Below are 14,302 nucleotides of genomic sequence, written 5' to 3'. Positions count from 1 at the left end.
GGCGGTTTTGTTGTGGGCCCGGGTCAGTCCAGGGGATGTTGCCGCAGGAAGGCCGCCCAGGTCCGCTCGTCGCGGGGCTGTTCGTGCGCCTCCGTCCAGAGCCAGTAGGGGGTGTAGAGGCTGCGGGCGGTGCGCAGCTCGTCCCGAAAGATCTCGGCGCTCAGCCCCCCCGCCGCGAGCAGGCCGCTCGTCTCGAAGCGGCGCAGCACAGGCTCTATATCGTAGGAGACGGCGCGGAACTCGGGCCGCCAACCCTGCGGCGTGGCCGTCAGCAGGAGGTACTGGGCGCGGCGGTCGCCGTTGGCAGGGGCGCCCACCGCGCCCGTGTTCAGCACGAGCACGCCGCCCCGCTCGGCCCGCGCGGGGCGGTGGATGTGCGAGCCGACGAGGACCCCCGCCCCGCCCGCCAACTCCCGCACCCGCTCGGGGTCGGTGCGCTCGCTCAGGCTCTCGCGGTAGTGGGCGGGGGTGCCGTGGGCGACTAGCACCTCGGGCAGGCCGGGCCCGTGCAGCGTGACGGTCATCGGCCACCCTCCCGGAACGTCCAGCAGCCCCACCCGGTCGAGCTGCTCGGCGCTCCAGGCGGTCGCCCCCCAGAAGGGATCGGCGAACCACTCGGGCGGCAACGTCTCCGAGCGGGCGTGCCACAGCCGCAGCAGGTCGTCGTGGTTGCCGAGGGTAAAGGCCACGTCGTCCCGGTCGAGCAGGAGCCCCAGCGCCTCGGCCGAGTCCGGCCCCCGGTTCACCACGTCGCCGTTCACGACGATCCGGTCCACCCCCTGACGCCCGATGTCGGCGAGGACGGCGCGCAGGGCGTCCGCGTTTCCGTGGATGTCGGCGATCAGGGCGACGCGCACGGGGGGCATTGTAGGGGAGCCTTCAGGGATCAGCGGTCAGCTTTCAGCCAGAAAAGCCTCACAGGGTAAGCTGACGGCTGACCGCTGACGGCCGACCGCTCTATCCTTTCTCCCATGATTGACGCCCTCGTGGGAAACACGCCCCTGGTGCAGCTTCGGCGGGTGGTCGAGCCCGGCATGGCCGACGTGTTCGTGAAGCTCGAAGGCCTGAACCCGGGCGGCAGCATCAAGGACCGCACGGCGCTGGGGCTGATTGAGGACGCCGAGCGGCGGGGCGTCTTGAAACCGGGCGGCACCATCGTCGAGCCGACGAGCGGGAATACGGGCATAGGCCTCGCGCAGGTGGCGGCGGCGCGGGGGTACAGGCTCATCCTCTGCATGCCCGCCCAGATGAGCGAGGAGCGCAAGCGGACCCTGACGGCCTACGGCGCCGAACTCGTCCTGACCGACCCCGAGCGCCGCATGATCGCCGCCATCGAGGAGGCGGAGCGCATCTCGCGTGAGACGGGTGCGGTCATGATGGGCCAGTTCACCAACCCCGCCAACCCCGCCGCCCACGAGCGCACCACCGGCCCCGAACTGTGGGAACAGATGGAGGGCCGCATCGACGCCTTTGTCTTCGGCTCGGGCACGGGCGGCACGATCAGCGGGGTGGGCCGCTTCCTGAGGCGCCAGAATCCGGAGGTCCGGGTCTTCGCCGTCGAGCCCGCCCGCTCCAACGTCCTGAGCGGCGGCGAGCGCGGCGAGCACGGCTTTCAGGGCATGGGGCCGGGCTTCATCCCGGAGAACCTCGACCGCTCGGTGATCGACGAGATCGTCCCCGTCTGGGAGGAGGACGCCTACCCCCTCGCCCGGCGCCTCGCCCGCGAGGAGGGCATCTTCGTGGGCATGAGCAGCGGCGCGATGGCCTGGGCCGCGCTGGAGGTCGCCCGGCGACTGGGTCCGGGCAAACGGGTCGCCACCATCGCCTGCGACACGGGCGCGCGTTACCTGACGACCAGCCTCTTCAGCGACCGCCCCGGCACGCCCAAGGGGTACAAACCCTACTCCCGCGAGCGGGTGGAGGAGGGGGAGAGGGTCGGGGTTTGAGGCGGGATGTGGAGGAGGAGGTGGGGAAAGTCCCTCCCCCTTGAGGGGAACTCTAAGAGATGCGGAGCAGAGGGGATGAGCGGGCGCGGTGTCTTGAGGCCAGTGGGAACGTTCGGGCAGTCTTCTTCCCGCCACGTTGAAGGGGCGATTGCGGTCACCCCCACCCGACCTCCCCCATAAAGGGGGAGGGGCGAAAACAAGTCATCGCCTGTGTTACCCAACACGGAGGGCCGCCCGCGACCCCTGGACAGCCCTTCCTTCGTCTTTCTGGCTGATCGCTGACGGCTGACGGCTCCTCCCTACCTCCGCCCGCCCCCGAACATCCCGATCAGGTCGTCGAGCGCGTTGCCGTCACCGTCGCGGTCGAGGACGTTGTTGAGGGTGCCGATCATGCCGCCCATGTTGCCCAGGCCGCCGCCCATCTGGCCGGTGCCGACGTGACCGGGCTGGCCCATCGGATTCTGCGCGTACCCGGAGCGGTCGTACGGGTCCTGGGAGTAGCCCGGAATCACAGGGCCGCCGCCAAGAACTCCGCCCTGCGGCTGGGACGGCATTTGTCCCTGACCGCCGCCGAGCATTCCACCGAGGCCGCCGCCCATGCCGCCCCCCAGCATTCCGCCGAGGATGCCGCCGATGTCGAAGCCGCCCATGCCGCCCCCCATCTGCCCCCCGCCCATCTGGCCGAAGCCGCCGCCCTGGCCCTGTCGCTGGCGGCTGAGGTAGCCGAGCACCAGGGGCGCGGCCATCGAGAGGACCTGCATGGCGAGTTGGGGGTCAATCCCGGCGCGGCGGCTCACGGCGTTCGCGGCGGCCTGCTGCTGGTTACCGAAGACGTGCCCGAGAATCTTCTGGCCCTGGTATGGATCGGGCGCCTGCCCCTGGCCGAACATGTCCAGGGCGCTGCCGTCGTGCCTGTCGAGCGCACTCTCCAGGGCCTGCGCCCCGCCCGGCTGTTGGGCGTTGCGGGTCATCGCGCCCAGAAGCAGGGGCACGGCGGCCTCCAGCGCGGCGTGCGTCTGGTTGGGGCTGGTGCCCAGGTGGTTGCCGAGCGTCTGCTGCGCCTGGCCCATGCCGCCGAGCATGTTGAAGATGTCCATCATGGTGCGTTCCTCCTTGAGGTGGGAATGGGACGTGGGAGCCGTCAGACAGCCTAGCCCCAGGCCCGCCTCCGCAGGGCCAGGGAGGGTTGAGGGTTTCCTGACCTCCGCCATGTGGCGCATGTCCTGTCCGTCGCCAGCCCTTAGCCTGGGAACTTCCGATGGAGACGGCGAGGGATGTCCTGAAAGTGGCCACCGTGGGCGGGCCTCATCTGCGCCCCTACCTGTCGGCGGCACGGCTGAGCTTCCGGCGGCAGTTCGCCTACCCGGCGGCGACCTTCTGGGGGCTGACCACCAACCTGTTTTTCGGGGCGCTGCGGATCGCGGTCCTGCTCGCCCTCTTCGGCGCGCGGCCCCAGGTGGCGGGCTTCACGCCGCAGGACGCGATCACGTACACGGGGCTGACCCAGGCGTTCATCGGCGCCCTGAGCCTCTTCGGCTGGTACGACCTGATGCGGACGGTGCACCGGGGCGAGGTGGCGACCGAACTCCTGCGCCCGCACTCCTTCCTGGGCTTCTGGTTCGCGCAGGACGCGGGGCGGGCGGCGGCGCAGTTCATGCTGCGGGGCGTGACCATCCTGGCGCTGTACGCGCTCCTCTGGGACCTCAAGCTTCCCGAGGGTCCCCTCGGCTGGGTCCTCACCCTGCTGAGCGCCGTCCTCGCCTGGGCCTGCGGCTTCGCGTTCCGGTTCCTGGTGAACTGCGCGGCCTTCTGGTCGCCGGACGCCGTGGGCATCGGGCGCTTCGCGTGGGCGCTGCTGGGGCTGTGCTGCGGCTTTCTGATGCCGCTCGCCTTCTTCTCGGCGTGGTTTCAGAACGTGCTCGCCTGGACCCCCTTCCCCAGCATGATGAACAGCACCGTCGAGGTCTGGCTGGGGGTCAAGGCGGGGGCGGAGGCTCTGGGTGTTCTCGGCGTGCAGGCGGCGTGGACCGTGGCGCTGCTGGGACTGGCCCGCTTCGTGCTGGGGCGGGGACTGCGGCGGCTGGAGGTGGCGGGTGGGTGAGCGGTCAGCCCTCAGCCGTCAGCAGTCAGCAGACGACCCTCTGCTCTCGGCCCGCCACCTCCTGCGCCTGTACTTCCGCCTGCTCGGCGCGCAGGTGCGGTCGCAGCTCGTGTACCGGACGGCGTTCGCGCTCGACGCCCTCGCGGCGGCGCTGATCACCGGGGCGGAGTTCGCGGCCTTCGCGCTCGTGCTGCCGCGTTTCGGGGGGCTGGGTGGGTGGACGTTGGGGGAGGTCGCCCTGCTGTACGGCCTCGCCGAACTCGCCTTCGTGCTGATGGACCTCGCCTTCGGGGGGTTCGACGCGCCCAACCTGAGCGCCCACGTCCGGGCGGGCACCTTCGACACCTTCCTGCTGCGCCCCGTGCCCCTGCCCGTGCAGGTCTTCGGCTCGGACTTCGCCCTGCGGCGCCTGACGCGGGTAGGTCTGGGGGCCGCCATCGTCGCCTACGGGGTGGGCCAGGTGGACGTGCCCTGGGACGTGGGGAAGGTCGCCCTGCTCGCGGGCAGCGTCCTGGGGACGATTGCTTTTTTCGGCGGCCTCTTCGTGGTGGGCGGGACCCTCACCTTCTGGACCGTGGAGAGCGTGGAGGCGATGAACGTCCTCACCTACGGGGGCCGCACCCTGATCTCCTACCCGCTGGGCATCTACCCCGCCGCCCTCCGCAAGACCTTTACCTACCTGATTCCCGCCGCCTTCCTTAGCTACTTCCCCGTCCTGCACGTTCTCGGCCGCCCCCTCCCCGACGGGCTGCCGGGCTGGGCTGCGTCCCTCTCACCCCTCGTCGGTCCACTGATGCTCAGCGCCGCCTTCGCGTTCTGGCGGGTGGGGGTGCGGCGGTATCACGGGGCGGGAAACTGAGGGGGTGTGGTACGCGGGAAGCGGTACGCAGACCACAACCCGCTTTCCTCCCACCCAGGCCCTCTTTTCCCGCGCACGTCGTACCGCGTACCGCCTCCCCCGCCGCAAGCAGCTCTACGAGTCCGAAGGAGCCTCCCCATGATCCACGTCGAACACCTCCACAAAGCCTTCCAGACTCGCTCGGGTGGCCTGCTGCGTCCCACGCGGCGCACGGTGGAGGCCGTGCGGGACGTGAGTTTCACGGTCGGTGCGGGGGAGGTGGTCGGCTACCTGGGGCCGAACGGGGCGGGCAAGAGCACGACGATCAAGGTGCTGACCGGGCTGCTCGTGCCCACCTCGGGAAGGGTGGAGGTGGGCGGGCTGGTGCCGTGGCGGGAGCGGCGTCGGCATGTCGCGCGGCTGGGGGCGGTGTTCGGGCAGCGGACGACCCTGTGGTGGGACCTCCCGGTGCGCGACTCGCTGGACCTGCTGCGCGACGTGTACCGGGTGCCTCCCGCGCGCTTCCGGGAGAACCTGGCGGCCTTCACGGAACTGCTCGACCTGGGCCCCTTCCTGGGCACGCCCGCCCGGTCGCTTTCCCTCGGGCAGCGGATGCGGGCGGACCTCGCGGCGGCGCTGCTGCACGATCCCAGCCTCCTCTTCCTCGACGAGCCGACGGTGGGGCTGGATGTGGTCGCCAAGGAACGCATCCGGGAGTTCGTGCGGCACGTCAACCGCGAGCGGGGCGTCACGGTCCTGCTCACCACGCACGACCTGACGGACGTGGAGCGGCTGGCACGGCGGATCATGATCATCGACCACGGCTCGCTGCTGTACGACGGGGGGCTCGCCGATCTCCAGGCCCGATTCGGGGGCGCGCGGGAACTCGTGGTGGAGTACGAGACGCCGCCCACGGACCCGGCGGTGCCCGGCCTGCGTCTGGTGAGCGCCGAGGGCCCGCGCGTCACCTACGCCTTCACGGGGGCGGCGGCCCGGCCCATCGCGCTCGTGACCGCCCACGCGCCCGTGCGGGACGTAACGGTGCGCGAGCCGGAGATCGAGGCGACGGTGCGGCGGATTTACGAGGGAGGGCTGTTGCGGGCCGGCATCGTGAGAACATGACGGAAGAGGGCAACCCCAGGCGAGACGAACCTCGACGGGCGGACGACTGGAGACCGCCGCCACCCAGCATCGGCACACCCGTCCTGCTGATGGTCTTCATGACGGCGGCGACGCTGTTCAACCTCCCGGCGCTGGTGCTCCCGTCCGGCCCTCAGGCCCTGAAAGTCGTCCTGGTCGCCCTGACATTGGCGCCCCCGGTGTACGGCTGGTGGCTGCTGGTGCGCTCCCGCCGTCGGGGGCCGGTGCCAGTCACCGCCCTCTTCCCCGTCGTGTTCGCTATTGCGGCGCTGCCGGTTCTCTCCCACCTCCTGCTCAGCCTCGCCGAGGGGCGCCCGGTGCTGACGTTCGATATGGTGGCTCTGGCCTTCTTCGGCGTTGCCCTGCTGCTCTTCCTTCTCCGGGTCCGCACGCGGCCTTCCTCCCGTCACCGGAGCCGGCGCTAACCTCGCCCTGTGCCCCTCCCCCTCTCCCCCGCCTTCTTCGACCGCGACCCCACGCGCGTCGCCCGCGAACTGCTCGGCTCAACCCTCGTCCGCGTCCTGCCCGGCGGCGAGCGGCTCGCGGGCCGGGTGGTGGAGGCGGAGGCGTACGACTGCCCGCGCGATCCCGCCTGCTCTGCCGGGCGCTTCCACCTCGTCCGCACCGTGGCGATGGCGATCCCGCCCGGCCACTGGCTCTTCTGGTCGGCGCACGGCCACCCGCTGCTGCAAGTCGCCTGCCGCGAGGAGGGCGTCTCGGCCAGCGTCCTGATCCGCGCCCTCGAACCGCTGGAGGGCCTGGGCACCATGCTCACCCACCGTCCCGTCACCCGTGAGCGCGACCTGACGAACGGCCCCGCTAAGCTCGTCTACGCCCTGGGCCTCGATCCGGCGGTGGTGGCAGGCCTGCCGGTGAATGGTCCCACCCTGCACCTCCTGCCCGGCGAGCCCCTGCCCGACGAACGGGTGGAGGTCACGGCGCGGGTGGGCATCCTCGCGGGGAAGAACCTGCCGTGGCGATTTCTGATCCGAGGCAACCCGTGGGTCTCGCCCGCCGTGCCCAGCATGGAGTTGAGCGCGGGGGTGACGGGGGCGGAGGGCTGAGACGGCGCCTTCAGGTCTTGCCCAGCAGGTACGCCTTGGGGTGGTGCCCGCCGCTGTAGACCTGAAATAGCTCGCGTGCGTGCCACCCCGTCTGCTCGTGCAGCAGCCGCTCGAAAAGACGAATCTCGTGGGTGAGGACCACCAGACGGCCCTGGCGGCTGCACAGGCGGTGCATCTCGGTCAGGAAGGCGGGATACAGGGCCGCGTTGGCGCGGTGGTCGCCGATGGCGTCGCCCCAGGGGAGGTCCGAGACGATCAGGTCGAAGGAGCGCGCCGGGAGACCGGTGTGCAGGGCGTCCACCTGGGCGACCTCCACGTCACGCCCGGCGGCCTGAAGGTTGGCGCGGGCGCACTCGACGGCGCGGGGGTCCAGGTCCACCCCCACCATCGCGGCGGAGGGACCCATCAGGGTCCGCTCGACGAGCAGGGTGCCACTGCCGCTCATGGGGTTGAAGATGCGGTCCTCGTCGCGCTGCCCGGCGAGCCTGTGCAGGGCGAAGGCGACTGTCGCGTTCAGGCCGCCCCCCAGGTTGCACACCCGCCACGCGCGGGCGGAGAGGGGCCGGGGCGTGATCCGTGCCAGCACCTCCCAGCCGGGACCGTCCTCCTGGGGGCGCAGCCGGATCAGGAGTTCGCCCTCCTCGGGGTCGAAGGGGAGGTTCAGGGCCGTCTGGAGTTCGTCCGCAAGGCGTGCCATGACGCTCGACTCGCGCCCCGCCGCCGCCAGCCGGAAGGAGCGGTGCCCGCCGAGCCGCACCGCCTCCTCCAGAAAGGCCGCGAGTTCCCCGAGTTGCTGGTGCCCCAGCAGGCCGCGTGGGCGGGGCACGTCCCAGGCCCGCACCCGGTAGACGGCGACCGCCCCGCGCAGCCGGGTGAGGCGTTCTGGCTCGCCGGGATACCAGAAGCGCAGGCCCCGGATGTCGCGGGCCAGGGGCACGGTCGCCAGTTCCGCCGCCGCGACCTCCTCCAGGCCGGGCAGGGCTTCCAGAACGTACTCGTGGGCGGGCTGGCGGGCGCGGTGGTCACCCTGGCGTCTGGGGCGCTGGGGCTGCGAACTTCTCGGGTGGGGGGAGCGCGGCATAGCAGGGCAGTATAGAGGGCGGGGGGCCGGTGATAGAATTCCCCGTTTCCCTATGGCGCTCTCCCCTCCTCCCCGAACGTCCGGTGCCCCGGCGGCGCGCGTCCGCCGGGCGCTCTTCTCACGGATCAGCCCACCGCAACTGATCGCGCTCTCGTTCGCGGCGGGCATCCTGGTGGGGGCGGCGCTGCTCGCCCTGCCCGTCACGCACGGGGCCGGGCGCAGCGTCACCTTCTTGCAGGCCCTCTTCACGGCCACGAGCGCCCTGTGCGTGACGGGGCTCAACGTCATCGACCCGGGACGGGACTTCAATCGGCTGGGGCAGGTCATCATCCTGATCCTGATTCAGGTCGGCGGGCTGGGGATCATCACCTTTGGGACCGTGTTCGCGCTCGTCACCCGGCGGCGGGTGAACTACTCCGAGCGCATCCGCCTCGCCCAGCAGGTCAGCGCCTTCAGCGCGGGCGACGTGGTGCCCCTTATCCGCAACATCTTTCTCTACACCTTCGTGATCGAGGGCGTGGGGGCGCTGCTCCTCGCCCTGCGCTTCGTGCCGCTGGAGGGGTGGGGGCGGGGGCTCTTCTACGCCGTGTTCCACTCGGTGAGTGCCTTCAACAACGCGGGCTTCGCGCTGTACAGCGACAACTACCTGCGCTTCGTGGGAGACGACCTCGTGAGCCTGGTAACCGCCTTTCTGATCATCCTGGGGGGGCTGGGCTTCCTCGTGCAGCTCAACGTGGTCGCGCACCTCCTGAGGCCCCGGCGCAACCGCCTGCTCGTCCACAGCAAGCTCGCCCTGACGATGACGGCGGCGCTGCTCCTGTTCGGCACGCTGATCTACCTGGGGCTGGAGTGGAACAACCCGAGGACGCTCGCCCCCCTGAATCTGGAGGACAAGCTGCTCGCCTCCTTCTTCCAGAGCGTCGTGACGCGCACGGCGGGCTTCAACACGCTCGACTACGGGGTGATGGGGCCCGCCACCCTCTTTCTCTCCATCATCCTGATGTTCATCGGGGCAAACCCCGGCTCCACGGGCGGCGGCATCAAGACGAGCACCTTCTACGTGATGATGGCCTCCGCGTGGAGCATGGTGCGCGGGCGCGGCGAGGTCGTGCTGTTCAGCCGTCGCATCGACCGCGAGACGGTGATCCGCGCGATGACGGTGGGGCTGCTGAGCATCGGCCTCGTGAACCTGATGTTCGTCCTGCTCCTGATCTTCAACACCAACCCGAATCTGCCCTTCCTGCACCTTTTTTTCGAGTCGGTGAGTGCGTTCGCCACCGTGGGCCTGAGCATGAACGCCACGCCGCTCCTGAATCCGGCGCAGGAGATCGTGGTGATCTTGCTGATGTACCTCGGGCGCATCGGGCCGCTGACCTTCGCGGTGGCCTTCAACAGCCGCGAGGAGGCCGACCTCGTGAAGTACCCGGCGGAAAAGGACATCCTGATCGGGTAGCCCATGCTGATCCCCCTGCCGCACGCCCCGCGCCCCCCCGGTTCGCCCCGGCGTCCGCTGATGTCGCGCTTCACGCCGCCGCAGCTCATCGCCGTGGTGTACCTCGTGGGGATCGCCCTGGGAACCGGGCTGCTCCACCTCCCCGGCGTGACAGCTCCCGGCGCGGGGCTGGGGAGCATCGACCGGCTCTTCACCGCCACGAGTGCCATCTGCATCACCGGGCTCGTGGTGGCGGACACCGGGGAGGCCTTCACGCGGGCCGGGCAGGTCATCATCCTCGTGCTCGCGCAGGTCGGCGGGCTGGGCATCCTGACCTTCGGGACGCTGTTCGCGTTCCTGACCGGGCGGCGGGTGAACTTCACCGAGCGCCAGCACCTCGTGCAGCAGATCAACGCGCTCGACGTGGGCGGGGTGGTGCCCCTCATCCGCATCATCTTCCTGTACACGGTCGTGGCGGAGCTTCTCGGGACGGCGCTCCTCGCCCTGCGCTTCGTGCCGCGGTTCGGGTGGGGCGAGGGCCTGTACCACGCGGTCTTCCACTCGGTCAGCGCCTACAACAACGCGGGCTTCGTGGTCGTGCCGGGGGGGATGGGGCAGTACGCCGCCGATCCCCTGGTCAGCCTCACGGTCAGCGGGCTGATCATCCTGGGTGGCCTGGGCTTTCTGGTGCAGCTCAACGTGGTGACCCACCTGCTGCGGCCCCGGCGCAACCGGCTCCTCGTGTACTCCAAACTCACCCTGCTGACGACCGGGGTGCTGCTGGGGCGGGAGCCGTGCTCCTCCTGGTGCTGGAGTGGGCGAACGCGCGCACGTTCGGGCCGCTGGAGACCCCGGCCAGGTTCCTCGCTGCCTTCTTCCAGAGCGTGACGCCGCGCTCGGGGGGCTTCGCCACGGTGGACATCGAGGCGATGACGAGCGCGAGTCTCTTTCTCCTGATCGCCCTGATGTTCGTGGGGGCGAACAGCGGCTCGACGGGGGGCGGCATCAAGACGAGCACCCTCGCCATCCTGGTCGGCAGCGCGTGGAACATGGTGCGCGGGCGCGGCGACCTGATCGTCTTCGGGCGGCGGGTGGAGCCGGAAAACCTCGTGCGGGCGGGAACCGTCACCACCCTCTACACGCTGCTGGTGGCCGCCGCCTGTTTCGCGCTGCTCGCCACCAACCCGAATCTCGGCTTCACCCACCTGCTGTTCGAGACGGTGAGTGCCGCCGCCACCGTGGGCCTGAGCATGAACACCACGCACCTCATCAACGACCCCGGCCTGGTCATCCTCAGCGTGCTGATGTACCTGGGGCGCATCGGCCCCCTCACCTTCGCCACCTCCTTCAGCCTGCGCGGCGGGCAGGGTCGGGGCGTCCAGTATCCGCCGGAACGGGACATCTTGGTGGGGTGAGTGGAGGTGCGCTCAGCGGCCCGCCGTCAGCAAGCGGCAAAAGGAGCCGACGGCTGACCGTTGAGCGCCGGAGGCTGTTAACCTGTCTCCCGGAGGGATGACGCCCGCATGAAGACCAAACAATGCCTGGTGATCGGCCTGGGCCGCTTCGGCACCGCCGTCGCCACCACCCTCTACGAGATGGGCCACGAGGTCGTCGCCATTGACCACAGCGAGGACAACGTCGAGCGCGTGATGAACCGCGTCACCCACGCCGCCATCGTGGACGCGACCGACGAGCGGGCGCTGCGGAGCATCGGTGCCGCCGACTTCGACGTGGTCGTGGTCGCCATCGGCACCGACGTTCAGGCAAACATCCTCGCCACCATGAACGCCAAGAGCCTGGGGGCGACGTACGTCGTCACCAAGGCCATCGACGAGATGGCGCGGCGGGTGCTGGAGCGCATCGGCGCCGACCTCGTGATCCGGCCCGAACACGACATGGGGGTGAGGCTCGCGCGGCAGATCGCCACGCCGAACATCGTGGACACGCTCGACCTGGGCGGCGACTACGCCATCGTGGAGATTGAGGCGAACGAGCGGTTGCGGGGGACGCTGCGGGACCTCAACCTCACGGGGCGGTTCGGGGTGCAGGTCATCGCCGTCAGCCGGGCGGGGAAGGTGGAGGTGACTCCCCGGGCGGAGGATGCGCTTCGGCCGCACGACAAGCTGGTGGTGATCGGGACGGGGCACAGTCTGGACGAGTTGCGGCGATATCTGGGGGAGTGAGGGTGGGGGCCGGACAACTTGCCACGGTTTATCCCCACCCCCCAGCCCCCTACCCCCAGAGGGGGCAGGGGGCGCGGCGCGGCGCTGGGCAAGGACACACGGGCGGCGTGGGTGGACGTGTTCCTCTGAACGCAATGTTTGATCTTGTCGCATCCCGTCTGCGAGCCCACCGTCTCGCTGCGCGAGCAAGGCGGGGTCGTGGGCCTGGGGCGTTGATGGGACGTGTGCCTGTTCGGCGTCTGGATTGGCGTTTTGAAAAGCGCGAGGGCTCCAGCCTCTTTTTGCTCCTCCCCCCTTGTGGGGGAGGTTGGGAGGGGGGTGACCGAAGCGTCCCCCAGCGCCCCCCACGCCCAACCCTCACGTATCGGCATTCTCCCCCGGCAACGCACGCAACCCCGGGCAGCTCAGCCCTCCGCGCACGCCCAGCGCCTCCACGACGGCCTGGGGCGGGAGGGGTCCGGTCACGCGCGTGTCCGGGAGGAGAGGCACCGGGTCCCCGGCGGTGAGGAGTTCGCTCCGGGTATGGAGCCGCACGGCACGCTCGACGCAGGCGGCCTCCCCGGCACTCAGGGTGAGGGTGCGGGAGGTGCCGCCGTTCGTGACCGTGACCGTCACGGGCCGGGGGTCGAACCCGGCAAGGACCCGGGCGGCGCGGGCCTGCCCCACGAGGGCCCCCACGCAGGCCACGAGGAGGGGGAGCAGGGCCGCCAGTCCCCACACCGCACCGGCCCGCGCCACGCCGGGCCGCAGGAGGAGCGCGAGCAGCACCCCGGCGAAGGCGAGCGTGAGGAGCAGGTATAGGGCCGCGAGCATGGGGGCAGTGTAGAGCGGGGGCGCGGGAGAGCAAGGCCCGGCCTCAAAGATCGACTTCCAGCCCGTCTCGCGCGAAGGCCCACCCCTCGGGCAGCCCCACGGCCCGCACATCTACGTCATGAGACAGGTGGGTCAGGAAGACCCGGCGGGCGGCCCTCGCCCACGGCAGCGCCACCGCCTCGCGCACGTCGTACACGCTGCGGGTGGCGTGGACGGCCCCGGACTCGTCCGCGAAGGACGTGCCGAGGATCAGGAGGTCGAGGCCCGTGAGCCACGTCCGCACCGTCTCCTCCGGGATGTCGATGGCGTCGGTCACGTAGGCGGCGCGCCAACCCGGGCCGTCCAACCGGAAGGCGTGGCTGTGCCCGTTCGCCCCGTGGGGGACGCGGAAGGCGCGGACGTGGACCCCAGCCATGCTCAGGCCCTCTTCGGGGAAGGGCTGCACCGGGGGACCTTCGCGGAAGGCGTACCGGAAGCGGTCCTCGATCCGGGGGAGAACCTCGGCGGGCGCGTAGACCGGGAGGGGAGCCAGCGCCGTCTGCCCTGCTGGGGCGCCGTTCATGGGTAGGTCCCCCCCCGCATAGACGGCATAGTCGAGCAGGTCCCCGAGCCCCAGCAGGTGATCGTTGTGCGCGTGTGAGATCAGCACCGCATTCGGCACGAGCGGCCCCGGCAGCCGGGCGAGTTGACCGTGGAGGTCCGGGCCGCAGTCGAGCAGGAGCGTCTGACCTTCCCCCCGGACGAGGGCGGCGCTGCGGGTGCGGCGGTTCACGCCTCCCGCCCGGGCCTCCTGACAGACGGGGCAGCCACACCAGAAGCGCGGGACGCCCTTGCTGTCCGCCGTGCCCAGAAAGCGCAGGGTCACCCGACTCAACGTCCCAGCAGGCGCCGCGCCGCCCCCTCCAGGTCGCCGCTGCCCGCGAGGCTGCTCCCCACGAGCACCGCGTCGGCGAGGTCACGCACTCCCTCCAGGTCCCCCGGAGTGCGGTAGCCGCTCTCCGCGACGAGGAGGCCCGTGAAGCCCGCCTCCCGCGCGCGGCGAATCAGGCGCGGACTCACCCCGAGGTCGATGTGCAGGGTGGTCAGGTCCCGGTTGTTCACCCCGATGATCTCCGGCCCCGCTGCCAACGCCACCTCCAGCTCCGCCTCGTCGTGGACCTCCACGAGGGCGTCGAGGCCGAGGTGGTGGGCCGTCCGCAGGGAGTCGCCCACTGCCTCCCCGAGCACGCTGACCATCAGCAGGGCGGCGGAGGCTCCCCAGTCGGCGGCCTCGCGCAGCATGGCGGGGTGGACGACGAAGTCCTTACGGAGGACCGGAATGTCCACCCCGGCCACGACCGCGTGCAGCGCCTCGGGGCTCCCGTCGAAGTGGCGGGGCTCGGTGAGGACGCTGATGGCAGAGGCACCCCCCGCCTGGTACGCGCGGGCGGCCTGCGCCGGGTCGAGGGGGGCGATGGCGCCCTCACTGGGGCTGGCCCGCTTGACCTCGGCGATCAGGGCGAGGTCCGGGCCCGAGAGGGCGGCGTGGAACCGGCTGTGTCGGGGACGGGGAGGGCCCAGCGTCTCCTCTGCCCCCTCATAGTCCCGCGCCCGCTCGCGCACGATGCGGCCCAGGACACCCGGCACCCGCTCGAAACTCACCGCAAACCCGCCCGTCATGGGGCGGAGTATACGGGCGGGCAGGGAGGCCGGGCATGTGGGGAA

14 protein-coding genes and 1 pseudogene are annotated in these 14,302 nt (G+C 70.9%); 9 read left to right on the top strand and 6 right to left on the bottom strand.

Translation table 11 applies throughout. The features are described from left to right. Nucleotides 1-23 precede the first annotated feature (23 nt). Nucleotides 24-866 (bottom strand): metallophosphoesterase family protein, encoded by an 843-nt coding sequence (locus DAETH_RS03490; protein ID WP_264776539.1) that lies wholly within the window; start codon nt 864-866, stop codon nt 24-26. A 105-nt stretch (nt 867-971) separates the two neighbouring features. On the opposite strand from DAETH_RS03490, the gene cysK reads away from it, so the two are divergent. Then, nucleotides 972-1,946 carry a cysteine synthase A gene (gene cysK, locus DAETH_RS03485; RefSeq protein ID WP_264776538.1) on the top strand — a complete coding sequence of 325 codons (975 nt, stop codon included), beginning with the start codon at nt 972-974 and terminating at the stop codon, nt 1,944-1,946. 299 nt (nt 1,947-2,245) lie between these two features. On the opposite strand, the gene DAETH_RS03480 is transcribed toward cysK, so the two are convergent. Next, entirely contained in the window at nt 2,246-3,046 is an 801-nt protein-coding gene (locus DAETH_RS03480; protein WP_264776537.1) for a DUF937 domain-containing protein, read from the bottom strand. A gap of 194 nt (nt 3,047-3,240) precedes the next feature. On the opposite strand from DAETH_RS03480, the gene DAETH_RS03475 reads away from it, so the two are divergent. The 5 genes from DAETH_RS03475 (at nt 3,241) to DAETH_RS03455 (ending at nt 7,089) form a co-directional block, all read left to right on the top strand. Continuing rightward, nucleotides 3,241-4,047 (top strand): ABC transporter permease, encoded by an 807-nt coding sequence (locus tag DAETH_RS03475; RefSeq protein WP_264776536.1) that lies wholly within the window; start codon nt 3,241-3,243, stop codon nt 4,045-4,047. After that, entirely contained in the window at nt 4,040-4,906 is an 867-nt protein-coding gene (locus DAETH_RS03470; protein WP_264776535.1) for an ABC transporter permease, read from the top strand. The genes DAETH_RS03475 and DAETH_RS03470 overlap by 8 nt, the downstream gene beginning before the upstream one ends. 138 nt (nt 4,907-5,044) lie before the next feature. Beyond that, nucleotides 5,045-6,007 (top strand): ABC transporter ATP-binding protein, encoded by a 963-nt coding sequence (locus DAETH_RS03465; protein ID WP_264776534.1) that lies wholly within the window; start codon nt 5,045-5,047, stop codon nt 6,005-6,007. Then, the gene (locus DAETH_RS03460; RefSeq protein ID WP_264776533.1) at nt 6,004-6,450 is read left to right on the top strand and encodes a hypothetical protein; all 447 of its coding nucleotides are present in this window, start codon (nt 6,004-6,006) and stop codon (nt 6,448-6,450) included. The genes DAETH_RS03465 and DAETH_RS03460 overlap by 4 nt, the downstream gene beginning before the upstream one ends. A 9-nt stretch (nt 6,451-6,459) precedes the next feature. Then, nucleotides 6,460-7,089, top strand: coding sequence for a DNA-3-methyladenine glycosylase (locus DAETH_RS03455; protein ID WP_264776532.1), 630 nt, complete (start codon nt 6,460-6,462; stop codon nt 7,087-7,089). Between the two features lie 10 nt (nt 7,090-7,099). On the opposite strand, the gene DAETH_RS03450 is transcribed toward DAETH_RS03455, so the two are convergent. Beyond that, entirely contained in the window at nt 7,100-8,170 is a 1,071-nt protein-coding gene (locus DAETH_RS03450) for a methyltransferase domain-containing protein (protein ID WP_264776531.1), read from the bottom strand. Between the two features lie 52 nt (nt 8,171-8,222). Between DAETH_RS03450 and DAETH_RS03445 the strand changes: the two genes are divergently transcribed. From DAETH_RS03445 to DAETH_RS03435, 3 genes and pseudogenes are all read left to right on the top strand, one after another. Further along, on the top strand, nt 8,223-9,623 hold the full coding sequence (locus DAETH_RS03445; protein WP_264776530.1) for a TrkH family potassium uptake protein: 1,401 nt from the start codon (nt 8,223-8,225) through the stop codon (nt 9,621-9,623). A gap of 60 nt (nt 9,624-9,683) precedes the next feature. Continuing rightward, nucleotides 9,684-11,017: pseudogene (locus DAETH_RS03440) on the top strand (TrkH family potassium uptake protein). A 108-nt stretch (nt 11,018-11,125) separates the two neighbouring features. Further along, nucleotides 11,126-11,785, top strand: a complete 660-nt coding sequence (locus tag DAETH_RS03435; RefSeq protein WP_264776529.1) for a potassium channel family protein — start codon at nt 11,126-11,128, stop codon at nt 11,783-11,785. 357 nt (nt 11,786-12,142) lie between these two features. Here DAETH_RS03435 and DAETH_RS03430 read toward each other — a convergent pair whose 3' ends face one another. The 3 genes from DAETH_RS03430 to trpC are packed head-to-tail and all read right to left on the bottom strand — an operon-like array spanning nt 12,143 to nt 14,257. Next, a complete protein-coding gene (locus DAETH_RS03430) occupies nt 12,143-12,598 on the bottom strand; it encodes a hypothetical protein (protein ID WP_264776528.1) in 456 nt (151 codons plus the stop codon). 43 nt (nt 12,599-12,641) lie between these two features. Continuing rightward, nucleotides 12,642-13,463, bottom strand: a complete 822-nt coding sequence (locus DAETH_RS03425; protein WP_264776527.1) for an MBL fold metallo-hydrolase — start codon at nt 13,461-13,463, stop codon at nt 12,642-12,644. Between the two features lie 5 nt (nt 13,464-13,468). Then, on the bottom strand, nt 13,469-14,257 hold the full coding sequence (trpC, locus tag DAETH_RS03420) for an indole-3-glycerol phosphate synthase TrpC (RefSeq protein ID WP_264776526.1): 789 nt from the start codon (nt 14,255-14,257) through the stop codon (nt 13,469-13,471). Nucleotides 14,258-14,302 lie beyond the last annotated feature (45 nt).

The sequence above is a fragment of the Deinococcus aetherius genome (assembly GCF_025997855.1).
Taxonomy (GTDB): Bacteria; Deinococcota; Deinococci; order Deinococcales; family Deinococcaceae; genus Deinococcus; species Deinococcus aetherius.
This window is presented reverse-complemented; position numbering and strand designations above follow the sequence as displayed.

Excerpts from the sequence above, each read along its gene's own strand:
- DAETH_RS03445 (WP_264776530.1), top strand. The coding sequence starts at position 8,223 with ATGGCGCTCTCCCCTCCTCCCCGAACGTCCGGTGCCCCGGCGGCGCGC.
- DAETH_RS03435 (WP_264776529.1), top strand. The coding sequence starts at position 11,126 with ATGAAGACCAAACAATGCCTGGTGATCGGCCTGGGCCGCTTCGGCACC.
- DAETH_RS03460 (WP_264776533.1), top strand. The coding sequence starts at position 6,004 with ATGACGGAAGAGGGCAACCCCAGGCGAGACGAACCTCGACGGGCGGAC.
- DAETH_RS03430 (WP_264776528.1), bottom strand. The coding sequence starts at position 12,598 with ATGCTCGCGGCCCTATACCTGCTCCTCACGCTCGCCTTCGCCGGGGTG.
- DAETH_RS03450 (WP_264776531.1), bottom strand. The coding sequence starts at position 8,170 with ATGCCGCGCTCCCCCCACCCGAGAAGTTCGCAGCCCCAGCGCCCCAGA.
- trpC (WP_264776526.1), bottom strand. The coding sequence starts at position 14,257 with ATGACGGGCGGGTTTGCGGTGAGTTTCGAGCGGGTGCCGGGTGTCCTG.
- DAETH_RS03490 (WP_264776539.1), bottom strand. The coding sequence starts at position 866 with ATGCCCCCCGTGCGCGTCGCCCTGATCGCCGACATCCACGGAAACGCG.
- DAETH_RS03480 (WP_264776537.1), bottom strand. The coding sequence starts at position 3,046 with ATGATGGACATCTTCAACATGCTCGGCGGCATGGGCCAGGCGCAGCAG.
- cysK (WP_264776538.1), top strand. The coding sequence starts at position 972 with ATGATTGACGCCCTCGTGGGAAACACGCCCCTGGTGCAGCTTCGGCGG.
- DAETH_RS03465 (WP_264776534.1), top strand. The coding sequence starts at position 5,045 with ATGATCCACGTCGAACACCTCCACAAAGCCTTCCAGACTCGCTCGGGT.